Source organism: Actinoplanes sp. G11-F43, from assembly GCF_050589265.1.
Taxonomy (GTDB): Bacteria; Actinomycetota; Actinomycetes; order Mycobacteriales; family Micromonosporaceae; genus Actinoplanes.
On record NZ_JBNZCE010000044.1, the window covers coordinates 77,637 to 101,759 of the forward strand.

General features: G+C 69.9%; 19 protein-coding genes and 2 tRNA genes. 14 read left to right on the forward strand and 7 right to left on the reverse strand.

Annotated elements, in window-relative coordinates:
• Nucleotides 1-365 precede the first annotated feature (365 nt).
• From ACQ0O7_RS38375 to ACQ0O7_RS38385, 3 genes are all read right to left on the reverse strand, one after another.
• A complete protein-coding gene (locus ACQ0O7_RS38375; RefSeq protein WP_430790094.1) occupies nt 366-1,712 on the reverse strand; it encodes a ferredoxin reductase family protein in 1,347 nt (448 codons plus the stop codon).
• Between the two features lie 68 nt (nt 1,713-1,780).
• A tRNA-Cys gene (locus ACQ0O7_RS38380) sits at nt 1,781-1,851 on the reverse strand.
• Between the two features lie 14 nt (nt 1,852-1,865).
• Nucleotides 1,866-1,949, reverse strand: a tRNA-Tyr gene (locus ACQ0O7_RS38385).
• A 261-nt stretch (nt 1,950-2,210) separates the two neighbouring features.
• Between ACQ0O7_RS38385 and ACQ0O7_RS38390 the strand changes: the two genes are divergently transcribed.
• The 4 genes from ACQ0O7_RS38390 (at nt 2,211) to ACQ0O7_RS38405 (ending at nt 6,623) form a co-directional block, all read left to right on the forward strand.
• Complete coding sequence (locus tag ACQ0O7_RS38390; protein ID WP_430790096.1) at nt 2,211-4,238, forward strand: TRAP transporter permease; 2,028 nt, start codon at nt 2,211-2,213, stop codon at nt 4,236-4,238.
• On the forward strand, nt 4,235-5,236 hold the full coding sequence (locus tag ACQ0O7_RS38395) for a TAXI family TRAP transporter solute-binding subunit (protein ID WP_430790098.1): 1,002 nt from the start codon (nt 4,235-4,237) through the stop codon (nt 5,234-5,236). Before ACQ0O7_RS38390 ends, ACQ0O7_RS38395 begins: the two co-directional genes overlap by 4 nt.
• A 70-nt stretch (nt 5,237-5,306) precedes the next feature.
• Nucleotides 5,307-5,801, forward strand: coding sequence for a SigE family RNA polymerase sigma factor (locus tag ACQ0O7_RS38400; protein ID WP_430790100.1), 495 nt, complete (start codon nt 5,307-5,309; stop codon nt 5,799-5,801).
• 9 nt (nt 5,802-5,810) lie between these two features.
• Nucleotides 5,811-6,623, forward strand: coding sequence for a hypothetical protein (locus tag ACQ0O7_RS38405; RefSeq protein WP_430790102.1), 813 nt, complete (start codon nt 5,811-5,813; stop codon nt 6,621-6,623).
• A gap of 26 nt (nt 6,624-6,649) precedes the next feature.
• On the opposite strand, the gene ACQ0O7_RS38410 is transcribed toward ACQ0O7_RS38405, so the two are convergent.
• Together ACQ0O7_RS38410 and ACQ0O7_RS38415 are read right to left on the reverse strand one after the other, a co-directional pair.
• Entirely contained in the window at nt 6,650-7,063 is a 414-nt protein-coding gene (locus tag ACQ0O7_RS38410) for an STAS domain-containing protein (RefSeq protein ID WP_430790104.1), read from the reverse strand.
• Between the two features lie 290 nt (nt 7,064-7,353).
• Complete coding sequence (locus tag ACQ0O7_RS38415; RefSeq protein ID WP_430790106.1) at nt 7,354-9,552, reverse strand: beta-galactosidase; 2,199 nt, start codon at nt 9,550-9,552, stop codon at nt 7,354-7,356.
• Nucleotides 9,553-9,828: 276 nt separating this feature from the next.
• On the opposite strand from ACQ0O7_RS38415, the gene ACQ0O7_RS38420 reads away from it, so the two are divergent.
• From ACQ0O7_RS38420 to ACQ0O7_RS38445, 6 genes are all read left to right on the forward strand, one after another.
• A complete protein-coding gene (locus tag ACQ0O7_RS38420; RefSeq protein ID WP_430790108.1) occupies nt 9,829-11,142 on the forward strand; it encodes an ABC transporter substrate-binding protein in 1,314 nt (437 codons plus the stop codon).
• 65 nt (nt 11,143-11,207) lie between these two features.
• Entirely contained in the window at nt 11,208-12,179 is a 972-nt protein-coding gene (locus ACQ0O7_RS38425) for a carbohydrate ABC transporter permease (RefSeq protein ID WP_430790110.1), read from the forward strand.
• A gap of 8 nt (nt 12,180-12,187) precedes the next feature.
• On the forward strand, nt 12,188-13,015 hold the full coding sequence (locus tag ACQ0O7_RS38430) for a carbohydrate ABC transporter permease (RefSeq protein WP_430790112.1): 828 nt from the start codon (nt 12,188-12,190) through the stop codon (nt 13,013-13,015).
• A 14-nt stretch (nt 13,016-13,029) separates the two neighbouring features.
• Nucleotides 13,030-14,046 carry a LacI family DNA-binding transcriptional regulator gene (locus tag ACQ0O7_RS38435; protein ID WP_430790115.1) on the forward strand — a complete coding sequence of 339 codons (1,017 nt, stop codon included), beginning with the start codon at nt 13,030-13,032 and terminating at the stop codon, nt 14,044-14,046.
• Between the two features lie 54 nt (nt 14,047-14,100).
• Complete coding sequence (locus ACQ0O7_RS38440) at nt 14,101-15,198, forward strand: glycoside hydrolase family 53 protein (protein ID WP_430790117.1); 1,098 nt, start codon at nt 14,101-14,103, stop codon at nt 15,196-15,198.
• A gap of 30 nt (nt 15,199-15,228) precedes the next feature.
• Nucleotides 15,229-16,320, forward strand: coding sequence for a glycoside hydrolase family 53 protein (locus ACQ0O7_RS38445; RefSeq protein ID WP_430790167.1), 1,092 nt, complete (start codon nt 15,229-15,231; stop codon nt 16,318-16,320).
• A 51-nt stretch (nt 16,321-16,371) separates the two neighbouring features.
• On the opposite strand, the gene ACQ0O7_RS38450 is transcribed toward ACQ0O7_RS38445, so the two are convergent.
• Nucleotides 16,372-17,079, reverse strand: coding sequence for a laminin G domain-containing protein (locus ACQ0O7_RS38450; RefSeq protein WP_430790119.1), 708 nt, complete (start codon nt 17,077-17,079; stop codon nt 16,372-16,374).
• A 252-nt stretch (nt 17,080-17,331) separates the two neighbouring features.
• Between ACQ0O7_RS38450 and ACQ0O7_RS38455 the strand changes: the two genes are divergently transcribed.
• Complete coding sequence (locus ACQ0O7_RS38455) at nt 17,332-18,057, forward strand: hypothetical protein (RefSeq protein WP_430790121.1); 726 nt, start codon at nt 17,332-17,334, stop codon at nt 18,055-18,057.
• 3 nt (nt 18,058-18,060) lie between these two features.
• On the opposite strand, the gene ACQ0O7_RS38460 is transcribed toward ACQ0O7_RS38455, so the two are convergent.
• Nucleotides 18,061-19,725, reverse strand: coding sequence for an amidohydrolase (locus ACQ0O7_RS38460; RefSeq protein ID WP_430790123.1), 1,665 nt, complete (start codon nt 19,723-19,725; stop codon nt 18,061-18,063).
• A 311-nt stretch (nt 19,726-20,036) separates the two neighbouring features.
• Between ACQ0O7_RS38460 and ACQ0O7_RS38465 the strand changes: the two genes are divergently transcribed.
• From ACQ0O7_RS38465 to ACQ0O7_RS38475, 3 genes are all read left to right on the forward strand, one after another.
• Entirely contained in the window at nt 20,037-20,864 is an 828-nt protein-coding gene (locus tag ACQ0O7_RS38465) for a TIGR02452 family protein (protein WP_430790125.1), read from the forward strand.
• Between the two features lie 88 nt (nt 20,865-20,952).
• Nucleotides 20,953-21,654 (forward strand): hypothetical protein, encoded by a 702-nt coding sequence (locus ACQ0O7_RS38470; protein ID WP_430790127.1) that lies wholly within the window; start codon nt 20,953-20,955, stop codon nt 21,652-21,654.
• 837 nt (nt 21,655-22,491) lie between these two features.
• A complete protein-coding gene (locus ACQ0O7_RS38475) occupies nt 22,492-24,096 on the forward strand; it encodes a methyl-accepting chemotaxis protein (RefSeq protein ID WP_430790129.1) in 1,605 nt (534 codons plus the stop codon).
• Nucleotides 24,097-24,123: the final 27 nt, after the last annotated feature.

Genomic DNA, 24,123 nt, shown 5'->3' on the forward strand with positions numbered 1-24,123 from the left:
CACGTTCGCGTGGGCTCGGCTTGTGTGCCGCGCCGTGGTTCGATCCGGACCGTTGTGCGGCACGTTCGTGTGGGTCCGGCTTGTGTGCCGCGCCGCGGTTCGATCCGGACCGTTGTGCGGCACGTTCGGTGTGGGCTCGGCTTGTGTGCCGCGGTGTGGTTCGATCCGGACCGTTGTGCGGCACGTTCGGTGTGGGTCCGGCTTGTGTGCCGCGGCGCGGTCCGGAACGGACCGGAACGCGGCACGCGGGGTGGGGGTGGCGGTGACGGAACGCTCACGCCCGGCGGTCGCGATGCGGTCCGGGCGGGCCGCCTGCCTCGCGGGGACGATGCGGGACCGTTTCGTGGGGCGTACCGAAGAAAGAATCAGGCGGCCAACCGGAAGAGTTCCGCATGGATCTGCCCGGCGGGGACCTTGAGTTTGCGGAGTGTGGACAGGACCGCGGCCGTCAGGGCGTGCGGGCCGCACACGTAGACGTCGCGGGCGGTGATGTCGGGGACGAGGCGGTGCAGGTTCGCCGGGGTGAACGGCTGGTTCGTGCCGCCGGTCCGCCCGGTGATCACGTGCAGGCGGGCGCCGCGCTCCCGGGCCAGGTTGCGGATCTCGCCGAGCAGGACCGCGTCGGCGCCCCGGCGCACCCGGTAGATCACCACCGCGCCGGGCCCCAGATCGGGATCCTCCAGCAGTGAACGGATCGGGGTGACCCCGATGCCACCGGCGATCAGCAGCGTGGACTGCCCGGTTCGGGTGTCCAGGGTGAAAGAGCCGTACGGGCCCTCGGCGAAAACACGTGCCCCGACCGGCAGATCGCGCAATCCAGCGCTGGTCGTGCCGATGCCTTTCGCGGTCAGGCGGAGTGAGCGGCCGTTCGGTGCCGCCGACAGCGAGAACGGGTTGACCTGCCACCAGCGGTTGTGCCCGGGGAACCGCCACAGGAAGAACTGCCCCGACCGGACCCGCAACCGATCCAGATCACGGCCGGTGACGTGCACCGACACCACGTCGTCGGACTCCGGGACGACCGCGGCCACCCGCAGCCGGTGCCGGTTGTTGCGGATCAACGGCACGATCAGCCGGCCGGTCAGCAGGGCGCCGAGCGCGAACACCCACAGACCCCACCAGTAGATCTTCGTGGCCGGGTTGATCGTGAACGCGGTGCCCTCGTAGACCTGATGCCCGATGCCGAGGACCAGGACCACATAGAACAGCAGGTGTACGCCGTGCCAGGCCTCGTAGGACAGCCGCCGCCGCGCGATCCGCACCGACAGCGCGACGATCACCACGATCAGGGCGACGGCGATCAGACCGAGGAGTACGGGTGTCTGCTTCGACAAGGTGAGCGCGGTCGTCAGCACGGGCACCCGGTCGTACCGGGCGAATCCCACGATCACGAACGCCGGGTGCAGGATCGCCAGCCAGAACACGGTGAACCCGGTCCACCGGTGCCAGCCGGTCAGCCGGTCCATGCCGAACGCCCGGTCCAGCAGCGGCAGCCGGGCCACCAGCAGCACCTGAACGGTCATGGTGAACGCCAGGTACAGCCCGAGCAGCCGGCCCACCTGCCCGAACACGTTGTGCGCGGGCGGCCCGGCGGTCACGAACATCAGGTGGAGGATCGCGAGATTGAGGATCAGGTACGCCCACACCGCCGCTGCTGCGAGGGCCCTGCGTCGACGGCGGACGGTGACAGACGGCTGGGCCACGGCGATCATCCGGTCTCCCCTGCTGAACTCCCATCTTCCGGGGTGTACCACCATCGGGGCCGTCAGGTTCAAGACAGAGACCGCAGCCGGATTCGAACCGGCGTGGACCGAGTTGCAATCGGCTCCCTGACCACTCGGGCATACGGCCGTGCATCGTAGACGTGCGGGCGGCAGGATTCGAACCTGCTCAGCTCAACGGCAACCGGGTTACAGCCGGCCCCGACTCTCCAACTTCGGCGCGCCCGCGGGGGTGGAAAACGAGAACCGCCCGCCCCTGAGACTCAGGGACGGGCGGCGTGGAGAACGCTGCGAACAGCCTCAGCCACACCACCGGTCCGGGGTGCGATAGATACAGAACATGATCGTTCTCCTCAGAGGTCGTTCGAGCTGAGATCGACAGTAGACGGGCTCCGTGCGCCCGGCAATCGATTTACCGGGACAGCGCAGCGTCATGAGACGGCGGTGTGATCGTTACAGAAGGATGTGGCGCATAGTACTGTCCGTTTCATGGGTGACGATCGATCTTCGGTGCGGGCTGCGGGGCGGCTTGCCGAGGACGAGGCCGCGTCGCCCGCTGTGCACTACGACGACGAGGAGCGGCCCGCCCGGGCGCTCGGTGGGCGGGTCGGGGCCGCCGTCTCGGTGGCCGCGTTCGGGGTCGCCCTGCTCGTGCTCTGGCAGGTGTTTCAGCCGCTGGCCCGGGGCAGCCAGTTCTACCTGATCATCTTCCTGGCGGGGACGCTGCCGCTGTGCTTCCTGGCGTACAGGTCGGGCTGGGGTAAGGGCCGGGACGCGCCGACCTGGACCGACCGGGTCCTCGCCGGGGCCGCGCTCGCCGTCTGTCTCTACCCGGTCGCCGGTGGGTACGACGTCTTCCTGGACCGGCAGGGGCTGCTGGAACCCGCCGACGTCGCCTTCGGCGCCGTGCTCCTGATCCTGGTGGTCGAGGCGTGCCGGCGCACCACCGGCTGGGCGTTGCCCGCGGTCTGCCTGGCCTTCCTGGCGTACGGCTACTACGGCGGTCTGCTGCCCCAGTCCTGGCCGATCGCGCACGCGGGGCTGGACTTCGCGCAGATCGTGGACGCCCTCTACAACTCGGGCAGCGGGTTCTACGGCACCCCGCTGGACGTGGCGGCCACGTACATCGTGCTGTTCACCATCTACGGCGCCGTGCTGGACCTGTCGGGGGCGTCCCGGTTCTTCGTGGATCTGTCGGTGGCCGCGTTCCGCCGGTCGCGCAGTGCGGCGGGGCGGACCGCGGTGGCCGCCGGCTTCCTGCTGGGTACGGTGTCCGGCTCGGGTACCGCCACCGCGGTCAGTGTCGGCGCGGTGACCTGGCCGATGCTGCGCCGGGCCGGTTATCCGCCGGAGCAGGCCGGTGGCATGCTGGCCGCCGCGGGGGTGGGGGCGATCCTGTCGCCGCCGACGCTGGGTGCGGCCGCGTTCATCGTCGCCGAATACCTGAACGTCTCCTACCTGACCGTGCTCGGCTGGGCGATGATCCCGACGGTCCTCTACTACCTGGGCATCCTGCTCGCGGTGGAGATCGACGTACGCCGCTTCGGGGTTCGCGTGGTGGAGGCTCCGCAGGCGAGCCCGTGGCGGCTGCTGGGACGGTTCGGATACCACTTCTCGTCGCTGATCGTGATCGTGGTGCTGCTCGCCCTGGGGCAGAGCGCGACCCGCGCGGTGGTGTACGCGACGATCCTGGCCGCCGCCCTGTCCTTCCTGGAGCGGTCCACCCGGCTGACTCCGGCGCGGGGGTTCGCCGCGCTGGCCGCGGGCGTGCGCGGGGTGCTGCCGGTGGTGGCGGTGTGCGCCGCCGCCGGGATCATCACCGCCACCACCACGAAGACCGGGCTCGGCGCCCAGCTGGCGTCGCTGCTGATCGACGGGGCGCGGGCGGTCAGCGACGAGCCTCGGGTGGTGCTGGCGCTGACCGTCGTACTGGCGGCGGTCGCTCTGGCCCTGCTCGGCCTGGCCATCCCGGTGACCGCCAGCTTCATCATCGGCTGGGTGATCATCGGCCCGGCGCTGCTCACTCTCGGGGTGCCGGCCCCGGCGGCGGCCATGTTCGTCTTCTACTACTCGGTGCTGTCCGAGGTCACCCCGCCGACCGCGCTGGCCGCGGTGGGCGCCAGCGCGATCACCGGCGGCCGTGCGGTGCCGACGATGTGGCAGGCGCTGAAGTACGCGCTGCCCGCCTTCCTCGCGCCGATCGCCTTCGTGCTGACCACCAACGGCGAGTTCCTGCTGGCCCGCGGCCCGTGGACCGGGGTGCTGTGGACGACGGCGGCGGCCGCGCTGGCGGTGTTCGCGCTGGCGATCGCGGCCGGCGGCTGGGCGCTCGGGGTGGGCCCGGCCGGGGCGCCGAGCCGGGTGCTGGCCGGGATCGCCGGGCTGCTGCTGCTCTACCTGGCGCCGGTGACCGTGGCCGCCGGGATCACGGCGCTGACGGTGGCGGTGCTGATCGCCGCGGTGCGCCGGAAACCACAGACCCCCCTTGCGATTAGCCCTCGCGAAGGAGAAGCATGAGACGAATTCTGGCAATCACGCTGGTCACCACACTCGCGGCCGCCACCGCGGCGTGCGGCGGCCGGCAGGACTCCGCCACCACCGACACCGGCGGCGCGGTCACCTGCGAGGTCGGCCAGGCCACCCGGGTCGGCCTCGCGACCGGCAACGCCACCGGCGTCTACTTCGCGCTCGGTAACGCGTACGCCGAACAGGTCAGTTCCACCGGAAAGAACGTGCAGGTCACGGCCGCGGAGACGGGCGCGTCGGTGCAGAACATCCAGCAGCTGGTGGCCGGCACCTACGGTGTCGCCTTCTCGCTGGCCGACACCGCCGCCGACGCGGTCAACGGCACCGGGGCGTTCACCGGGAAGCAGCCGGTGGCCGCGCTGGCCCGGATCCACACCAACTACACCCAGGTGATCGTCCGGAAGGCGGCCGGAATCACCGACGTGGCCGGGATGAAGGGCAAACGGGTCTCCACCGGTTCCCCGAAGTCCGGCACCGAAGTGATCGCGAACCGGCTGCTCACCGCGGCCGGCCTGGACCCGGCCAGTGACGTGCGGGCCCAGAAACTGGACCTGACGAAGACCGTGGACGGCATGAAGGACGGCACCATCGACGCGCTGTTCTGGTCCGGTGGCCTGCCCACCCCCGGCATCACCGATCTGCTCACCACCAGCGGCGACCAGGTCGGCTTCCTGGACATCACCCCGCTGCTGCCGGAGATGCAGAAGATCAACGAGGTGTACGCCGAAGGCACCGTCCCGGCCGCCACCTACCGCACCCCCGCCGACGTGAAGACCATCGTGGTGCCGAACGTGCTCCTGGTCCGCGACGACCTGGACGCGAACGTGGCGTGTGTGCTCACCCGGGCCCTGTTCGACCGCAAACCGCAGCTCGAACAGGCCAACGCGGCGGCCAAGGAGATCAGCCTGGACACCGCCCGCCGCACCGACCCGGTGCCGGTGCACCGGGGCGCCGCCAAGGCCCTAGACGATCTCGGCGCACCGAAGTAGAAGACCGGATGCAACCCTTCCGTCCTGTCGGCTCGTGATTAGCGGGACCGACAGGATGGAGGGACCGAGCATGAGCGACCGCGACGTCGCGTTCGCCGAATACTTCGCGGCACGATCCTCGGCGATGCGGGCGACGGCGTTCCTGCTGTGCGGCGACTGGCATCGGGCCGAGGACCTGACCCAGACCGCGTTCACCAGGCTCTACCTGCGCTGGAACCGGGTGCACCGGCATGAGTCCCTGGACCCGTACGTCCGCAAGGTCCTGATCTCGGCCTTCATCGACGAGACCCGGTGGGGCTGGTGGAAGCGGGAACGCCCGCACGACGCCCGGATCGAGCGCACCACCGACCCGGACCCCACCGAGGACCGGGTGACGCTGATGCGCGCGCTCGCCGAAGTGCCGCCCCGGCAGCGGGCCGTGCTGGTGCTGCGCTACTGGCAGGACCTGACCGTCGAGGACACCGCGGCGGCCCTCGGCTGCTCTCCCGGAACCGTCAAGAGCCAGGAGGCGCGCGGCCTGCAGACCCTCCGAACGCTGGTCGCCCACCCCGTCAAGGCTGATTGAGGAGCCGGCATGGACGAGAACGAACTCCGCACCGCCCTGCGCGCCACCGTGATGTCGCACCCCGAACCGCCACCGATGCGCTCGCACACCGCCGTCGCCGCCGCCCGCCGGTCGATGCACCGCCGCAACCTGCTGGCCGGCGCGGGCGCCGCCGTCGCGATCCTGGCGGTCACCGTCGCGGTGATCCCGGCCCGCGGCTACTTCGGCGGCGGTACGGGCATCCAGCCCGCCGCCGCCCCACAGCCCTCACCGAGCGCGCTGCCCGACGACTCGCCGACCAAGCCGTCCTGGCCCGCCGAAGCCGGCGGTGACGCCACCGCGGACAGCGGACAGCACTACGACACCGGGAAAGCCCTGCTCGACGACGTGCTCGACCTGGTGCCGGACGGGTACACCGCCCCGGACGGCAGGAACGGCGAATACGACTACCGCAGTCACCAGGCCAGCATCCAGGACGGGGGCTACTGGGCGTACCTGGTGAGCATCGCCCTGCGTAAGGACGACGGCTACGGCGGCCTCACCGTCGAAGTGCACGAGCCGGGCAACACGCTGCCCGGCGACGTGTGCGGCGTGGCCACCGCGTTCTGGGGCCGGGGCGGGACGTGCACCCCGCGGACCGTCGACGGCCGGAAGGTCGGCGTCGTGCGTGAGAACGCCGGGACCGAATGGGCCGCCTACCGGCACACCGACGGCACCGTGGTCTACGTGATGCAGTCGACCGAGACGGGGTGGGGTTCGGAGGCCGGCCTCGGCCCACTGCCCACCCTGCCCCTGACCGGCGCCGAACTGGCCGCCGTCGCCGTCGACGACCGCTTGCGCTGAACCCGGGCCGTCACTCCGGTCCCGTGTCAGGCCGGTTCGCGGCCGGCCACGGCGACGGTGATCGCCTGAGGCAGCGTGTCGTAGGTCGGGAAGACCCCGTCGAGGCGCGCCGCCCGCAGCACCGACAGGAAGAACGGCGGCGCCGCGGCGAGCAGCAGGTCGCCGCCGTTCCCGCGGGCCGTCTGGCGGGCGGCGAGCAGCACGCCGAGGCCGACCGAGTCGACCGCTTCGACCTGCCCCAGGTCCACGACGATCCACGGGTGCACCGTCAGAGCCGCCGCCAGCGTGGTGCGCAACCGCTCCGCCACGGCCAGGTCGACGTCGCCGATGATCCGGGCCACCGACGCCCCCGGCATGGTGTGCACCGTGATCCGGGTGCCGGGGGTGTCGTCCGGCTCGGATCTCCGCTCGTCTCGATCGTTGATCACCGGGATGCTCATGCGCACACTCCTCGCCGTGTCCTGACCGATCACTGCATGTGCGATGTTCCCTCCCGAACATGACACATGCATGACAATGCGGTGGATCACGCTGATGACCGGCACGAATGTAGCCGCTCTCGAGGCCGCCGGCCCAGCCGCCGACGGTCGGCCGTGCCGGGTTCGGATCGCTTCGGTGTAGCTGAGAGCTTTCGGCACCGGCTCATCCTGTCGGCGCCGACCTGATCAACACAATGAGAAAGGGGAGCGCGGTCCTGGCGGGAACCGCGCTCCCCGGACCCCGTGTGGTGCTACGGGGTGGTGGCGGTGGAGGTGGTGCGGGCGACCACCTCCACCGTGTCGAGGGAGAGCAGTTGGGTCTCGGTGGCGGTCAGGCGGGTGCGGGCCTCGTCCGGGACCGAGATCGGGGAGCCGGCCGCCAGCGGGAGGACGTGCAGGGTCAGGTCGGTGGACGGGGTCCAGCCGATGTCGGTCAGGTTGATCGTCCAGCCGGCGCCGTCCCAGAAGCGGTCGGTGACCGGGGTGCCGTCGACGCGGAGTTCGGCCATGTCGCCGGCCCAGATGATGCGCAGCAGGGCGTCGCGGGTGGGGTCGGCGGCCCACGACGGCGGGGTCAGCCGGTAGACGGCGGCCAGTTCGTCGAAGACGGCCGGGGACGGGGCGGACGGGCGGCCGTCGTGCTTGCCGTAGCTGACCGGGACGGTTCCGGCGGCGGCCCGGATCTCGGTCACCGTGACCGGGGCGGTCGACGGAGTGAACGACTGCGGCACGGTCAGTGGGGTGAAGGCGCGGCGGCTGGGGTCGTACACCCGTACGTCGGCGGGTTTGGTCGCCTTGACGGTGACCGTTCCGCTCGCGTCCCACTGCAGCTCGTCGTCGCTGAGGAGCAGGCGGCGGCCGCCGTCCTCGGTGACCCAGACGGTGCCGGCGACCGTGGCGGGCAGGACGAGCACGTCCAGGCCGTCCAGGGGCAGCGGTTCGAAACCGGGCGTGACGGTCTGAACGTTTCCGGACACCTCGATTTCGGCGGGGATGCCGTCCTCGGCGATCAGCACCAGGGTGGGCACGGGGCCGGGGAGCAGGGTGAGGGCGGAGGCGGTGGCGTAGGTGACGGTGCTGCCGCCGACGGTGAGGTTGATCGGCCAGCGGGCCAGGGTGCCGGGCGGCACGTCGACCGGCCGGGACGGGAAGGTGATCTCGCCGGTGGGCAGCTGGATCCGGAACCGGGCGTCGTGGTGGACCGGCAGCGGGAAGTGCGGCTGGTGCCAGGAGACGAACAGGAAGCCGCTGACTCCGTCGCTGCGCAGCGCGTACCGGAGAGTGCTGGAGTCTTCGACGCCGGTCGGGCGGATCTCCGGCAGGCTGGACGGCATCTCCGCCAGGACATGACCGAAAGCGGCCAGGAACGCGTGCTGACGGCGCAGTTCGGCGTGGCTGGGCGCCAGGGTGCCGGCCTCGCCGATCGGGGCGTGGAAGTCGTACCCGAGGCGGGTGATGTCGTTGGGGTAGCCGGTGGCGTGTGATTCCTGCAGGTCGGGGCCGGGGTTGGTGCCGCCGGTGTACATGTAGTAGCCCTGCCAGGCCGACCCGTTGCCGATCTTGCAGTGGGCGATGGCGGCGACGTCCAGGGCTTCCGGCCGCGGGCGCCGGTGGTAGGCGGTGGCCATGCCGCCGCCGAGTTCGCAGGTGGCGGCCGGGAAGAGGTCGGACGGGGTGCGCGGGCCGCCGGACGCCGCCTCAATCGCCTGAGCACGCCGCACGTCGGCGCCGATGCCCGCATCATCCCAGATGTGGGAGAAGAAGTAGTGGTCCCGGAATGTCGGGTCCCAGGGGGCGTCGGCGTCGACCCAGAAGCCGTCGCCGTAGCCGCCGTAGAGCGGCAGCACCTCCTCCTCGGGCAGATCGGCGCCGCCCCAGGCGGTGGCCGTCCAGATCGGGGCGGACATGCCGGCGTCGCGGGCCATCCGCTTGAGCGTGACGAGGTGGCCCGGCTGGTCGTACAGCTCGTTCTCCAGCTGGATGCCGATGATCTTCGCGAAGCCGGCCGGCCCGACGGCGGCGGAGACCGCGGCGAACCAGCCCTCGACGAGCTCCAGGTACGACGGGTCGTCGGTGCGGTGCCGCACCGGCGCCTGCTGGACCCAGTCGGGGAATCCGCCGTTACGGGCCTCGCCGTGGCACCAGGGGCCGACCCGCAGGACCACGTCGAGCCCGGTCTCCACGGCCAGGTCGACGAACGCGGCCACGTCGAGGTTGCCGTCGAAGCGCGCGGCCTGGTCGCGGGTGGGCTGGTGGTGCAGCCAGAACAGGTAGCTGGCCACCACGGTGACCCCGCCCGCCTTCATCTGGCGCAGTCGCTCCGCCCAGCGCTCGCGCGGGACCCGGCTGTAGTGCAGCTCGCCGGAGACCGGGATGACCGGCATGCCGTCGCGGGTGAGGTAGCGGCTGGTCAGCGAGAGGCCCGCGCGCACGTCCTCGTCGTTGCTCATCCGCGGTCGGCGCAGCGGAGTCGCCCAGGCTTGGTGGCGAACAAAAAGCGGCTCGGGCCACGACATGGGATCACTCCTTGCTGGTTTGACTGTAACCGGTCACAGGCCGGCAGGCTCGAACGATACACAGGCGTAACGGGTCGGACGCAAGGGCTTGACACATCGCCGTAACACCAGCACTGTAACCGGTCACAGGGGTTGTGCTGAGCGACACGCTTCCAGCGCGGCATCCGTCTCCGGCTTCCCGTCACCGGCCAAGCCGACCAAGGAGGATCCATGAAGAAGAAATTCGCACCGCTGATGGCGGCAGTCACCGCAGCGGCTTTGTTCACCGTCACCGCGTGCAGCAGCTCCGGATCGTCGGAGGAGGGCGCCGTCGACCCGAACGAGAAGGTGGCGCTCACCTACTGGACCTGGACCCCGAACATGGACAAGGTCGTCGAGGCCTGGAACGCCAAGAACCCGAACATCCAGGTCACGGTCAACAAGCAGGACGGCGGCGACCCGGCCGTCACCAAGCTGCTGACCGCGATCAAGGCGGGCTCCGGCGCGCCGGACATCATGCAGGCCGAGTACCAGAAGGTGCCCACCCTGGTCTCCTCGGACGCGCTCGCCGACATCTCCGCCGAGGTCGGCGCGCTGAAGGACAAGTTCCCGGCCGGCGCGTGGAACGGTGTCTCGCTCGGCTCGGACGCGGCGTACGGCGTCCCGCAGGACTCCGCCCCGCTGATGTTCTTCTACCGTTCCGACGTCTTCGAGAAGAACGGCCTGGAGGCCCCGAAGACCTGGGACGACTACGCGGCCGCCGCTGAGAAGATCAACAAGGCGGACCCCAAGCAGTTCCTGGGTACGTTCTCGGCCAACGACGCGGGCCTGTTCACCGGTCTCGCGCAGCAGGCCGGCGCCTCCTGGTGGGGCGTGAACGGCGACGCGTGGAGCGTCAACATCAACGACGCCGCCACCCAGAAGGTCGCCTCCTACTGGGGTGGCCTGGTGGAGAAGGGTGTCATCGACAACAAGCCGATGTACACCCCGGAGTGGAACGCCGCCCTCAACGACGGCACCCAGGTCGGCTGGGTCAGCGCGGTCTGGGCCCCGGGTGTGCTCGACGGCAGCGCCAAGGACACCAAGGGCAAGTGGAAGGCCGCCCCGATGCCGCAGTGGGACGCCACCTCCACGGTGACCGGCGCCTGGGGTGGCTCGGCCACCAGCGTGACCACCCAGTCGAAGCACAAGAAGCAGGCCGCCCAGTTCATCACCTGGCTGAACAGCGACCCGGAGGCCCTGAAGCTGCTCGCCGACACGGCGTTCGTCTACCCGGCCGCGAACGACGCGACCAGCGTGCTGACCGAGCCGCCGGCGTTCTTCGCCGACCAGGCGGACTACTACACCATCGCCGGTGAGGCCTCCAAGCAGCTCGGCCCGTTCACCTACGGCCCGAACGTCAACGTCGCCTACAGCGCGTTCAACGACAACTTCGCCAAGGCCGCCGAGTCGAAGAAGGCCACCGCCTTCACCGAGTCGCTGGCGACCATGCAGCAGACCACCGTCGACGACCTGAAGAACTCCGGCTTCAACGTCGCCGGTTGAGATCGTCTCCGGGTGGGCGCGGCCGCCCGTGCCCACCCGGAGCGCTCGGAAAGGAAGATTCGGCGATGTCGCTGACCACCACCGCACCGCGCAAGACCGCGGCGCCCCCGAAGCCGGGCACCACCCGGGCCTCGGGCAAGCGTGCGGGTACCCCGTACGCCTTCCTCGCTCCCGCGATGTTCCTGTTCGCCGCGTTCCTGGCGGCGCCGATCTTCTACGCCGCCTATCTGAGCCTGCGCAAGGTGAAGGTGAGCGGCCTGGGACTGGGCGCCAACGCGCGGACCGAGATCTGGGCCGGCCTGGAGAACTACTCCCGCTCGCTGACCGACCCCGACTTCCTGCCGAGTGTGGGGCGGGTCGGGGCGTACGGCCTGATCGTGGTCCCCACCATGCTGGGCCTGGCCCTGATGTTCGCGCTGCTGCTGGACGCGAACCGGACGCGGGAGTCGATCGGCAAGTTCTCCCGGATCGCGATCTTCCTGCCGTACGCGGTGCCGGCAGTGGTCGCCTCGCTGTTGTGGGGTTTCCTCTACCTGCCCCGGGTCAGCCCGATCACCGACATCTTCGAGGCCGTCGGGATCACCGCGCCGAACCTGCTCTCCGCCGACCTGACGCTCTGGGCGGTCGCGAACATCGCGATCTGGGGCGGCACCGGCTTCAACATGATCGTCATCTACACGGCGCTGCGGGCCGTGCCGACCAGCCTGTACGAGTCGGCCCGGATCGACGGCGCCTCGGAGATGGCCATCGCCTGGCGTATCAAGATCCCGATCGTGATGCCGTCGCTGGTGATGACGTTCGTCTTCTCGCTGATCGCCACCCTCCAGGTGTTCGCCGAGCCGATGACGCTGCGCCCGCTGGCCAACACCATCTCCACCACGTGGACGCCGCTGATGAAGGTCTACCGGGACGCGTTCGCCCGCAACGACATCTACGCGGCCGCCGCCACCTCGGTGATCATCGCGCTCGCCACGTTCATCCTGTCCTTCGGCTTCCTGAAGCTCGTCGGGCGCCGGGCCTTCAACCAGGAGGACTGATGCACACCATGAAGAGAAGCAAGCTCGCGACGTTCCTGCTCATCCTGGGCGCCGCCTACTGCCTGCTCCCCGTGCTCTGGGTGCTGATCGCCTCGTCGAAGAGCGCCGGCGAACTGTTCTCCACGTTCACCCTGATGCCCAGCACCCACCTGTGGGACAACCTGGTGGACCTGAACGCGTACCGGGACGGCCTGTACTGGCGCTGGATGGCCAACACCGCGCTGTACGCCGGTGTCGGCGCCGCCGCCTCCACGCTGATCTCGGCGATGGCCGGGTACGCCCTGGCGAAGTTCGACTTCCCGGGCAAGAGCGCGGTCTTCAACACGATCCTGGCCGGCGTCCTGGTGCCCGGCGTCATCCTGGCCATCCCGCAGTACCTGCTGCTGGCCAAGCTGGGCATGACCAACACCTACTGGGCGGTGCTGCTGCCCAGCTTCATCAGCCCGTACGGCATCTATCTGGCCCGGATCTTCGCGGCCGCGTCGGTGCCGACCGAGATCCTGGAGGCGTCCCGGATCGACGGCGCCGGCGACTGGCGGACCTTCGGCCAGGTGGTGCTGCCGATGATGCGGACCGGTCTGGTGACCGTGTTCCTCTTCCAGTTCGTGGCGATCTGGAACAACTTCATGCTGCCGTACATCATGCTCGGCGACGACCGGCTCTACCCGATCACGGTCGGCCTCAGCGGCCTGCTCAACCAGGGCGCGAGTCAGCCGGCGATGTACACCGCGGTGGTGACCGGCGCGCTGGTGTCGATCGTCCCGCTGATCGCCCTGTTCCTGACGCTGCAACGCTACTGGCAGGTCGACCTGGCCGCCGGTGGTGTGAAGGCCTGACTATGATCCCGAACGTGTCGCGCAAACGCCCCACCATCCGCGATGTCGCTCGCGAGGCCGGGGTCTCCTACGCGACGGTCTCCCGGGTGCTCAACGGGCGGGACTGGGTCAGCCCGGAGGCGATCCGTTCGGTTCGTGACGCCATCGCCCGCACCGGTTACACGGCCAACCCGCACGCCCGCTCGCTGGCCACCGGCAAGTCCGGATCGATAGCGTTCCTGCTCACCGAGCCGCAGCACCTGCTCTTCGAGGACCCCAACTTCTCGGTGCTGCTGCGCGGTGTGGCCCAGGCGCTGTCCGACCGGGGTCTGACGCTGATCCTGATGATCGCGTCGACCCCGGAGGAGCGCGAGCGGACCGTCACCTACCTGGCCGGCGGTCACGTGGACGGGGTGCTGCTGGTGTCGCCGCACTCCGGCGACCCGCTGCTCCAGCAGCTGGTCCGGGCGGAGATCCCGATCGTGGCCTGCGGTCAGGTGCTCGGCTTCGAGGACTCGATCAGCTCGGTGTCGGCCGACGACTGGATGGGCGGGCGCTCCGCGGTGGAGCACCTGCTCGCGGCCGGCTGCCGGCGGATCGCCACCATCACCGGGCCGCAGGACCAGTTCGGCGGGGTGTTCCGGCTGCGCGGCTACACCGACGCGCTGCTGGCCGCCGGGATCGCGGTCGACCCGCGCTACATCGAGCACGGCGACTGGAGCCGGGAGAGCGGCGCCGCGGCGATGCGCGCGCTGCTCGCCCGGGTGCCGGATGTGGACGGGGTGTTCGCCGCCTCCGACGCGATGGCCGCGGCCACCCTGCCGGTGCTGCGCGAGGCCGGCCGCAACGTGCCCGGTGACGTGCGGGTGGTCGGGTTCGACGACTCGGTGCTGGCGGTCACCACCGAGCCGACCCTGACCACCGTGCGCAATCCGATGGAACGCATCAGCGAAGAGATGGTCCGGCTGCTCACCGACGTGATCGCCGGGCGTACACCGCTCTCCATCACCGTGCCCACCTCTCTCGTGGTGCGCGGCAGCTCCCCCTCCTAACAGCAGTTGCCTTACAAAAACGCCCTTTTTGTCACGGAAGACTGAAGGAGTGTCATGAAACCGTCCCTCGCCGTCGCCGCGTTCCTCGCGGTGGCACTCATCCCCGCCCCCGCCGCCGCGCATCGGAAATCCACCTGGGAAATGCGCGGCGCCGACGTCTCCACGCTCCAGCGGTCGCTGGAACTGGGACAGAAGTTCTACGACGTCCGCGGAAAACGCGACAATCCCTACGAGATCCTCGAACAGGCCGGCGTCAACTATGTCCGGCTGCGCATCTGGAACGATCCGACCAGCGGCTACTCGAACAAGGCCAAGGTGCTCCAGCAGGCCCGCGCGGCCAAGGCCAAGGGCATGAAGCTGCTGATCGACTTCCACTATTCCGACACGTGGGCCGACCCGGGCAAGCAGTTCATCCCCAAAGCCTGGGAAGGGCACGACCTGGAGCAGTTGAAGACCGATGTCTACGATTACACGTACGACATCTGCAGCAGTTTGAAGAAACAGGGAACCGCGCCCGACAGCGTGCAGATCGGTAACGAGATCAACGTCGGGATGCTCTGGCCCACCGGCCAGGTCGGCAACAGCGATTTCGGGCCGCTCGCCGGGCTGCTGAACGCCGGTCACGACGCGACCAAGGCGTGCAGCCGCAAGACCGAGGTCATGGTGCACACCGCACTGGCCGGGGACATCGGCGCCGCGCACTGGTTCTACGACGGAATCACCGCGGCGGGCGCCCGGTGGGACATCACCGCGCTGTCCTACTACTGCATGTGGCACGGCTCCCTGGACAATCTGGCCACGGTCATCGGTGACGTGAAGTCGCGTTACGGAAAGCCGGTCGTCATCGCCGAGACGGCCTATCCGTGGACCACCGAGAACTTCGACCACCTCGAGAACATCATCCTGTCCGAGGCCCCTTGCGACGGAATCCCCGCCACGCGCAAGGGCCAGGCGCAGCAGTTCGCCGCGGTACAGACGACGGCGAAGAAGGCCGGCGCGATCGGTGTCTTCTACTGGGAACCCACCTGGACCGGAATCCCCCGCAACGGCTGGGACACCGAGGACATCGAGAACTCCGGAAACGCCTGGGAGAACATGGCGACGTTCGACGACAGCGGACGGATCAACCCCTACGTCCGCTGGCTCCGGTAAATCCCCGTTTATAAGGAGCGACAAATGAAGATGAAGGCCGCCGTCACGGCGGTGATCCTCGCGATCGCCGTGATGGTCAACCCCGCCCCCGCACAGGCCGCCTCCCTCACCATGCTCGGCGCCGATCTGTCGACGCTGCAGCGCACCCAGGATCTGGGCGGCAAGTACTACAACGCCTCGGGCGCCGAGGCGAACCCCTACGACATCCTGAAGTCGGCCGGCGTGAACTACGCCCGGCTGCGCGTCTGGAACAACCCGGCCAGCGGTTACAACAACAAGGCCAAGGTGCTGCAGCAGGCGGCCGCGATCAAGGCCAAGGGCCTGAAGCTGATGGTCGACTTCCACTATTCCGACACGTGGGCCGACCCGGGCAAACAGTATCCGCCGGCGGCGTGGGCGTCCTATTCGCTCAGTCAGTTGCAGACGGCCGTCTACAACTACACCTACGACGTCTGCACCAGCCTGAAATCAGCCGGCCTCACCCCGGACAGCGTGCAGATCGGCAACGAGATCAACGTCGGCATGCTGTGGCCGCGCGGCCAGGTGGTGAACAGCGATTTCGCCCCGCTCGCGGCGCTGCTGAAGCAGGGGTACAACGCGACGAAAGCCTGCAACAGCGGGACTCAGGTGATCGTGCACACCGCCAATTCCGACAGCATGACCAACGCGCGCTGGTTCTACGACGGCATCAAGGCGGCCGGTGTGACCTGGGACGCGACCGCGCTGTCGTACTACTGCATGTGGCACGGCACGCTCGCCAATCTCTACAACGTGATCGTCGACATGCGCACCCGGTACGGCAAACCGGTGATCGTGGTGGAGACGGCGTATCAGTTCACCAGTGCGGACGCCGACAGCGAGAAGAACTCCATCCCCGGAACCGTGCTCTGCGACAACATTCCGGCGACCTGGGCCGGGCAGGCGCAGCAGTTCACCTGGGTGCAGAACACCGCGCGCAACGCCGGCGCGGTCGGTGTCTTCTATTGGGAGCCGACCTGGTACGCGATCAAGGGCAACGGCTGGGCGCCGGAGAACATCAACGGCACCGGAAACGGCTGGGACAACATGGCCGTCTTCGACTGGGGCGGCAAGGTGAACCCCTACATCAAGTGGACGGCGTGACGTACTGAAAAGCGGCCCGGTCCGGTTCTCCCCGAGCCGGGCCGCATCCGGTCACGCGCCCTGGACCGTCACCCAGTCCAGCTCGCCGGCGTAGTAGTCGCAGCCCACCTTGACCTGATCGCAGTCGCTCTTGCCGCCGATCGAGACGGCCCAGGTGTTGTCGATCGTGCCGGTCCAGCCGTAGCGACCGGCGGCCAGCCGCCCGTCGATGGCCAGGAAGACGCCGGAGCGCAGCCGGGAGCACCGGACCACGTGCCAGGCGCCGTCGTTGATCCGGTACGGCGAGATCAGCTCGATGGTCCCCTTGGAGCCGCGGTAGGTGCAGGTCGGCCGGCCGTTCGGGATCTGCAGCTTCCAGCTTCCGCCGGGCACCGTCGCCTGGCCCTTCTGAATGATGTTGCCGAACTTGTTGGTGGTCTTCAGCCGCAGGGTGACCGCGAAGTCCCGCTCGCCCGGGTCGAGGTCCGGGTGGTCGGGAACGCTGATCAAATGGCCGGGCCGGGTCGGCGGAGTGTCCGGTTCGAGTCGTTCGAAGCGGTAGCCGAGGGTCGTACCGTCGTACTGCCCGAGGCCCACCTCGGCGCCGATCCGCCCGTGGTGCCCGCGCCCGGAGGCGTCCACCATCCAGGTCTGCCCGGCCGTCTCGTTCATCGGCCAGACCGCCATCGTGCTTGCCGAATCCGCCTCGGCGGGTGTCGCGGCGGAGGAGAATAAACAGGTGAGAAGGGTGGAAGCGGCAAGCATGCGACGGTAAGCCATGGCTCGTCCTTGCGTCGGTTGCGTCGGGTTCGTCCGTCGCGTCGGAAAGGTGGGCCAATTGAGCTTAATGCGAGACTTGTCCAATTATCTGGCAATAACCATGCGTGTTCGCATGATGACCAACGCCGCTCTCGCCGACCGCCCCGCGTGCTTGGTAGCATCCGCCGATCATGGCCAGAGCTCCGGCCACCCCTTCACGAGATTCCGGCCGGGTGCCTGACTACACCCCTGTAGATAAAGGATCGTGTCGAAGTGCTGCTCAATGGGACGGACAGTCAGACCTCGGAGCATGCGGTGATCGCCCCCAACCCCGGCCTGCCCAACCAGGCTCTGCAGGTGCTGGCCCTGGCACAGCGCACCGCCGAGGAACACGTGGCGAGCGCCCAGCACCACGCGGACAAGATTCGCACCGACGCCCTGGCCGCGGCCGAACAGATCGCCCGGGACGCGCAGGCCCACGCCAACAACGTGCGCCGTGAGGCCGACCGGGTGCTCGCCGAGGCCCGCGCCGGCGCCGAGCAGATGGCCCGGGACGCGCAGGCCCGTGCCGAGGAGGCCCGGCGCACCGCGGAGAAGATCGTCGCCGACGCCCGCTCCCGCGCCGAGACCATCGGCTCCGACGCCCACGCCGGCGCAGAACAGCTCAAACAGCAGGCCCAGCAGCGGTACGACGACGTGGTCGGCAGCCTCGGCGCCAAGCGCGAGGCCCTCCAGCAGCAGATCGAGGCCCTCGAACAGTTCGACCGGGAGTACCGCGGCCGGCTCACCGGCTTCATGCAGAGCCAGCTGCGCGCCCTCTGGGTGGACGCGCCGCAGATGAACGAGTACGTCGAGGAGGAGCCGGTCGCCGAGGTCCTCGAAGCGGCCCCCCACCAGCCGCAGGCCCAGGCGCAGGCGCAGTCCCGGCACGCCCAGCCGGGCGACGACGCCGAGACCGCCGACGAGGACACCGCCGACGAGGACGAGCAGCGGAAGTAGCGCTCAGCCGCCGAAGACCCGGACGCCGTCCACCCAGGTCCCCAGGACCCGGGTGGACGCGATCTCCTCCGGCGCACCCAGGAACGGATCCCGGTCCAGCAGCACCAGGTCGGCGCGATTCCCCGGCCGGATCGTGCCGGTGTCGTCCAGGCGATTCACGAACGCCGAACCCGCGGTGTACGCGGTCAGCGCCGTCGCCAGGCCCAGCCGCTGCTCCGGCAGGAACACCGGGTGATCCTCGCCGGGATGCACCCGGTTCACCGCCACATGGATCGCCTGCATCGGATCCGGGCTGCTCACCGGCCAGTCACTGCCCGCCGCCAGATGCGCCCCGGACCGCCATAGATCGCCGTACGGGTACTGCCGGGCCGCCGTCTCCGCGGACAGGAACGGAATCGTCAGCTCGTCCATCTGCGGCTCGTGGGCCGCCCACAACGCCTGCAGGTTCGCTGTCGCGCCCAGCCGCCGGAACCGCGGCACGTCATCCGGATGCACCACCTGCAGATGCGCCAGATGCGGCCGGGTGTCCCGGAACCCGTTCGCCGCCCGCGCCGCCGCCACCGCGTCCAGCCCGTCGCGCACCGCCCGGTCCCCGAGGGCGTGGAAATGCGCCTGGAAACCGTGCGCGTCCAGCTCCGTCACATATCCCGGAAGCTCCGCCGGGTCGATGAAGGACAGTCCCCGGTTGGTGGTGACACAACCGCAGCCGTCCCGGTAGGGCTCGGTCATCGCCGCGGTGAAATTCTCCGCCACCCCGTCCAGCATCAGCTTCACACTGTCGCAGCGCAGCCGCCCCACCGAGAACCGCTGCCGCTTCTCCAGCAGCTCCGGAATCTGCTCGGCGCCCCGCTCCCGGTCCCACCACAGTGCACCGACCACCGTCGCGGTCAGCCAGCCCTCCCCGGCCGCGGCCAGATAGGCGTCCGCCACGTCCGGATAGCCGTTGGTGGCGCACACCATCGCGTCCTGCCAGGCGGTCACCCCCAGCGAGTGCAGCATCGCCTGGGCCCGGCGCAGCCCGGCGATCCGGTCCGCGGTGGTCACCTCCGGCAGCAGCTCGCCGACCATCTCCATGGCGCCCTCCTGCAGGCCGCCGGCCGGCGAACCGTCCGGAGCCCGGTCGATCCGCCCGTGCGCCGGATCCGGGCTGTCCGCGGTCAGCCCGGCGATCTCCAGGGCCCGGCTGTTCACCCAGGCACCGTGATGATCCCGGTTGATCAGATAGACCGGCCGGTCCGGCACCACCCGGTCCAGCAGCTCCCGCCCCGGCACCCCACCCGGGAAACTCTCCAGCGACCAGCCGCCGCCGACGATCCACTCGTCGTCCGGATGCGCGGCGGCGAACACGGCCACCCGCCGCAGGTACTCGTCCAGATCGGTGGTCCCGGTCAGGTCGCACTGGTTCAGCTCGACCCCGCCCATCACCGCGTGCACATGGGCGTCCTGGAACCCCGGCAGCAGCATCCGCCCGGCCAGGTCGACGATCTCGGTCCGCCGCCCGGCCAGCTCCCGCAGATCGTCACCCACCGCGACGATCCGCCCGTCCCGGACGGCGACCGAGGTGGCCGGCCCGGCCCCGGCGCTGAACACCGCGCCCCCGGAGAAGATCAGGTCAGCGTCCATCGCGGCCTCCCGGTTCGGTGTGGTGACTTCCGGCGCGAATCGCACCGGAGATCACCACGCGATCTTGGCTGGCGACGGGCCCTCTCACCCGGCCCGAGCAGCGTGCCGCTGAGCTTACCGAGCAGTGCCGGCAGGATGATCGCCAACCGCATCACGCCGGTCCGGCCGCCGTTCCGACTGTCGATCAACAGATCGCTCGGACCGCCCGGGAAGGGCGACTTCACCGGCCGCGGCCTCCAGATCGATCCCGGCCAGAACGGCACACCGCCGGCCACTCAGTGCTCCCGGGGCGTAGGAGCGGGTATCCGACCCTTAATGCGTGGAGCCCGGCGGCGGGGTCGTTCATGATCGACGGCATGAGTGGCAGGTTGCGCGGCATCGCACACGAGACGGTCTCCATCGTGGAGCGAGGGTGGTACGAGGGGCCCGGCGGCGTGGTCGACATCGCCGCCGACGTGGCCCGCGCGGTCGCCGGGACCCGTCTGTACCTTCCCGGCGACGACCTCCCCGGCGACGACCTTCCCGGCGCCGACCAGCCCGGTGACCAGCAGCCGGGTGCGAGCCCCGGCAAGACCGCCGTCGTCGAGATCACCGGGGAGAGCAGCCTGGACGCGGCACGACGGCTCGGCGACGGGGTGGCCTGCCTCAACTTCGCGTCGGCACGCAACCCGGGTGGCGGCTTCCTCAACGGGGCGCAGGCCCAGGAGGAGAGCATCGCGCGCAGTTCGGCGATCTATCCATCACTGCGGGCGGCCGGTGACTTCTACGCCTTCCACCGGGCCGATCGCGGGATCCTCTACACCGACCGGGTCATCCACTCGCCGGCGGTGCCGGTCTTCCGGGACGATCGCGGGCGGCTCCTGGCCCACCCGTACCCGGTGTCGTTCCTGACCTCGGCCGCCCCCAACCGTGCCATGATCGCCCGCGACCAGCCGCATCTCCTGACCGAGGTCTCCGGCGTCCTCATCCGCCGGGCCCGCCGGGTGCTGCGCGTCGCCGCCGCCCACGGGCACCGTGACCTGGTGCTCGGCGCGTGGGGCTGCGGTGTGTTCGGCAACGATCCGGGCGAGGTGGCGCGGGCCTTCGCCGCCGCGCTCGCCGACATCCCTTTCGACCGGGTGGTCTTCGCGATCCTCGACAGGCGGGATTCGGTACGCGATGTGTTCCGTGCCGCATTCGCCTGACCATCGGCGCTTCCCGGCGGGTATGGTTCGCGGACGGTAGGGTTTCGGTTACCGCCTGTCCGCCGATCGTGTCCGGCTGGAGTGCGTCATGTCGACGGGTACCGATGATGTGCTGGTTCGCCTCGGGCGCTGGGCGCTCGCCAAGGTCTGGTTCGGCGTCGTGGTGTCCGGCGGTTGGGCGATCGGGCAGCACTACGACTGGCCGCGGGCCTTCCTGAGTGCGGCCGCGGTCCTCGGTGCGGTCGCCCTGGCCATGGCGTCCTCGTTCCTTCCGGTGTGGACGAGACAGCGGCCCAGCGGCATTCCGGTGGCCGATGTCGGATTACGCGTCATGGTGTGGGGCGGCCTGATCATCGCGGTGATCGCCCTGCTCATCGGCATGCCGGCGGTCGGCATGGTGGCGGCCGCCCTGCTCGTCAACGCGGCGGCCCGGACCTTCGGTGACCCGTTCGCTCCACTGTTGCGCCGTCTGCGTGCCACCACTCCGGTCCACGCCGGCCGCGCCCGCCGGCACACCGCACCGGTCCGTCACGCGCCGCCGGTACGCCATGGGCCACCGTCCCGGGCCCCGGCATCCGGTCGCCCGCCGTCACCACCTCGCCCAGAGCCGGGGCCTCGCCCGGCGTCATCGCCTCGCCCAGCGCCAGGGCCAGGGCCTCGCCCGGCGTCATCGCCTCGCCCAGGGGTGCCGCCTCGCTCAGAGTCATCGCTACGCGCGGAGGCATCGCCTCGCCCGGCTCCCTCGGACGTCCCGGTGGCCTCGTCGCGTTCGTCCGCGTCGGGCCGGTGAGCGGAGAGTCGCATCGGGTTCGACGTAACCGCCCCGCGATTGGTCGAGCCGGGCTGACCGCTCACTTCGCGGCGGATCGAGCGGGACGGACGTGGGGCCGATCGAGGTATTTGCCACCGAGCAGGTCAGAGTGTTCCGGAAGCGGGCTCGAACTCTGAGTTTCGCGGCTCGCCAGAGGGCTCGGGCCTGACGGATGGCCTGCCGCGGTGGCTTTTCGCGAATCCCCAGTGGCCTTCTCGTGGAGTCTTAGATGACGCTGCCGCATGACCAGGTCCGGATCAATGAGGGGCCTCCAGGCCCGGCGGCACATTCCCGGTGGGAATGGCCATTGTCAAGGCCTCTGCTGGGCTCCGCCCCGGCACGGGCACACCGTGGCCCGACATGCGTGGGCACAGACGCCCCGGGCCCACGGTCCACCGGTCGTGTTCCCGCGCCCGTGTCTTCGGCCTGGCCGGCTCGTACGAACCATGGACGTGTGCGCCGGCCGGACCCGGGCCGGTGTCTTCGGCCTGACCGGCTCGTACGAACCGTGGACATGTACGCCGGCCGGACCCGGGCGGACGCCGGCGGCTGACGGATCATGACGGAGTCGCCGACCCGGTCCCGGCCACAGTTCACCACCCCGATACGGGATTGACCCGAGTGCGGTACGGAACCGGGCAGAAGGGTCGAAACGGTGGTGGATCCTCCGCGATCCGCCGTGGGGAGGAGCGCGGTGGAGGGAGAGGTGGGCGTACCGGCGGAAGGGTTTTGGGTGGTTGGCCTCAGCAGGTGGGAGGAGTGTGCCGAACGGGAGTAGTACGGGTGCGGGCCTAAGCCGGAAGAAGAGAGATCACGATGACCGTGACGACCGGGCGGGGGTTCTGGGCGGATCTCAGCGTCAACATCAAGATCCTGGTGGCCATCGGTGTCGCCGCGCTGGTGGCGCTGGTCGTCGGGCTGCTCGGGCTGAGTGCGCTCTCGGATGCCAGTGCGGCGGCTCAGCGGATCTACGCGGGCAACCTGGCGGGGGTGTCGGCGCTCGGTGTGGTGCAGAACGGGATCACCCAGTCGCGGCTCGACCTGGCCCTGCACGTGGTCTACACCGACAGCGCGTCCAAGGGGCGGCTCGAGGACACGTTCCAGGACGATCTGAGGGAGGTCGAGGCGGGGTTCGACACCTATCAGAATGTCGGGCCGGTGGTGCCGCCGGAGACCGTCGACAAGCTGCGGAAGGCCTGGCAGGACTATGTGACGATTGCCGAGGACCAGCTGATCCCGGCCTCCAGAAAGAACGATCTGTCTGCCTGGGGGACGATCCGCACCGAGCAGGTCGGACCGGTCGTCGAGGACCTCACCACACTGCTCACCGAGGTCGCCGCGGCCGAGCAGACGGCTGCCGCCGCGGATGCCAAGGCCGCCGCCGACAGCTACGACTTCAGCCGGATCGAAGTCATCATGGTGCTGGTCGCCGGCAGCGCGATAGCGCTGGGGCTGGGCGTGTTCGTGGCCCGTGCCATCGTCCGCTCCCTGAAACGGGTGATCGCGGTCTGCGAGGGCCTGGCCGACGGGGATCTGACCCGCAGCACCGGCCTCAGCTCACGGGACGAGCCGGGCCGGATGGGCCGGGCACTGGACGCCGCGATCCTGAAACTGCGGGAGACGGTGAGTACGATCGGCGGCTCCGCGGTCACCCTGGCCGGCGCCTCCGAGGAACTGTCGGCGGTCAGCGCCCAGCTGCGGGAGGGCGCCGCCGACGTCGCGGACAAGGCGGGTTCGGCCAGCGCGGCGAGTGAGCACGTGAACGCCGGCGTGCAGTCGATCGCGGCCGGCGCGGAGCAGATGAGCGCGTCGATCACCGAGATCGCCTCGAACGCCGCGGACGCCGCCCGGGTCGCCCAGGAGGGTATGGCGGTCGCCGAGCGCACCAACAACCAGGTCGCCGAGCTGGGTGCGGCCAGTGCCGAGATCGGCGACGTGGTCAAACTGATCACCAGCATCGCCGAGCAGACGAACCTGCTGGCCCTGAACGCCACCATCGAGGCGGCCCGTGCCGGGGAACTGGGCAAGGGTTTCGCGGTGGTGGCCGGCGAGGTGAAGGAGCTGGCCCAGCAGACCGCCAAGGCCACCGAGGAGATCACCGACCGGATCGGTGCGATCCAGGTGTCCAGTGAGTCGGCGGCGCACGCGATCGGCGAGATCACCCAGGTCATCCAGCGGATCGGCGACTACACCACGACCATCGCCTCGGCGGTGGAGGAGCAGACCGCCACCACCGGGGAGATGAGCCGCTCGGTCGCCGACGCCGCCACCAGCAGCGGGGACGTGGCCCGGACGGTGTCGGGGGTGGCCGAGGTGGCGTCCGCGACCGCCGACGGGGCCCGCGCCACCCAGCAGGCCGCCGTCGACCTGACCCGCCTGGCCGGCGACCTGACCAACCTGGTCGGCGGATTCAGGCACTGAACGTGACGTGTAATCGCTGACCCCGAA

What these genes read in the sequence shown, in the direction of transcription:
- ACQ0O7_RS38430 (WP_430790112.1), top strand. Translation starts at nt 12,188, where the DNA reads ATGAAGAGAAGCAAGCTCGCGACGTTCCTGCTCATCCTGGGCGCCGCC.
- ACQ0O7_RS38400 (WP_430790100.1), top strand. Translation starts at nt 5,307, where the DNA reads ATGAGCGACCGCGACGTCGCGTTCGCCGAATACTTCGCGGCACGATCC.
- ACQ0O7_RS38425 (WP_430790110.1), top strand. Translation starts at nt 11,208, where the DNA reads ATGTCGCTGACCACCACCGCACCGCGCAAGACCGCGGCGCCCCCGAAG.
- ACQ0O7_RS38475 (WP_430790129.1), top strand. Translation starts at nt 22,492, where the DNA reads ATGACCGTGACGACCGGGCGGGGGTTCTGGGCGGATCTCAGCGTCAAC.
- ACQ0O7_RS38410 (WP_430790104.1), bottom strand. Translation starts at nt 7,063, where the DNA reads ATGAGCATCCCGGTGATCAACGATCGAGACGAGCGGAGATCCGAGCCG.
- ACQ0O7_RS38450 (WP_430790119.1), bottom strand. Translation starts at nt 17,079, where the DNA reads ATGGCTTACCGTCGCATGCTTGCCGCTTCCACCCTTCTCACCTGTTTA.
- ACQ0O7_RS38375 (WP_430790094.1), bottom strand. Translation starts at nt 1,712, where the DNA reads ATGATCGCCGTGGCCCAGCCGTCTGTCACCGTCCGCCGTCGACGCAGG.
- ACQ0O7_RS38405 (WP_430790102.1), top strand. Translation starts at nt 5,811, where the DNA reads ATGGACGAGAACGAACTCCGCACCGCCCTGCGCGCCACCGTGATGTCG.
- ACQ0O7_RS38415 (WP_430790106.1), bottom strand. Translation starts at nt 9,552, where the DNA reads ATGAGCAACGACGAGGACGTGCGCGCGGGCCTCTCGCTGACCAGCCGC.
- ACQ0O7_RS38440 (WP_430790117.1), top strand. Translation starts at nt 14,101, where the DNA reads ATGAAACCGTCCCTCGCCGTCGCCGCGTTCCTCGCGGTGGCACTCATC.
- ACQ0O7_RS38470 (WP_430790127.1), top strand. Translation starts at nt 20,953, where the DNA reads ATGTCGACGGGTACCGATGATGTGCTGGTTCGCCTCGGGCGCTGGGCG.
- ACQ0O7_RS38445 (WP_430790167.1), top strand. Translation starts at nt 15,229, where the DNA reads ATGAAGGCCGCCGTCACGGCGGTGATCCTCGCGATCGCCGTGATGGTC.
- ACQ0O7_RS38395 (WP_430790098.1), top strand. Translation starts at nt 4,235, where the DNA reads ATGAGACGAATTCTGGCAATCACGCTGGTCACCACACTCGCGGCCGCC.
- ACQ0O7_RS38465 (WP_430790125.1), top strand. Translation starts at nt 20,037, where the DNA reads ATGAGTGGCAGGTTGCGCGGCATCGCACACGAGACGGTCTCCATCGTG.
- ACQ0O7_RS38420 (WP_430790108.1), top strand. Translation starts at nt 9,829, where the DNA reads ATGAAGAAGAAATTCGCACCGCTGATGGCGGCAGTCACCGCAGCGGCT.
- ACQ0O7_RS38390 (WP_430790096.1), top strand. Translation starts at nt 2,211, where the DNA reads ATGGGTGACGATCGATCTTCGGTGCGGGCTGCGGGGCGGCTTGCCGAG.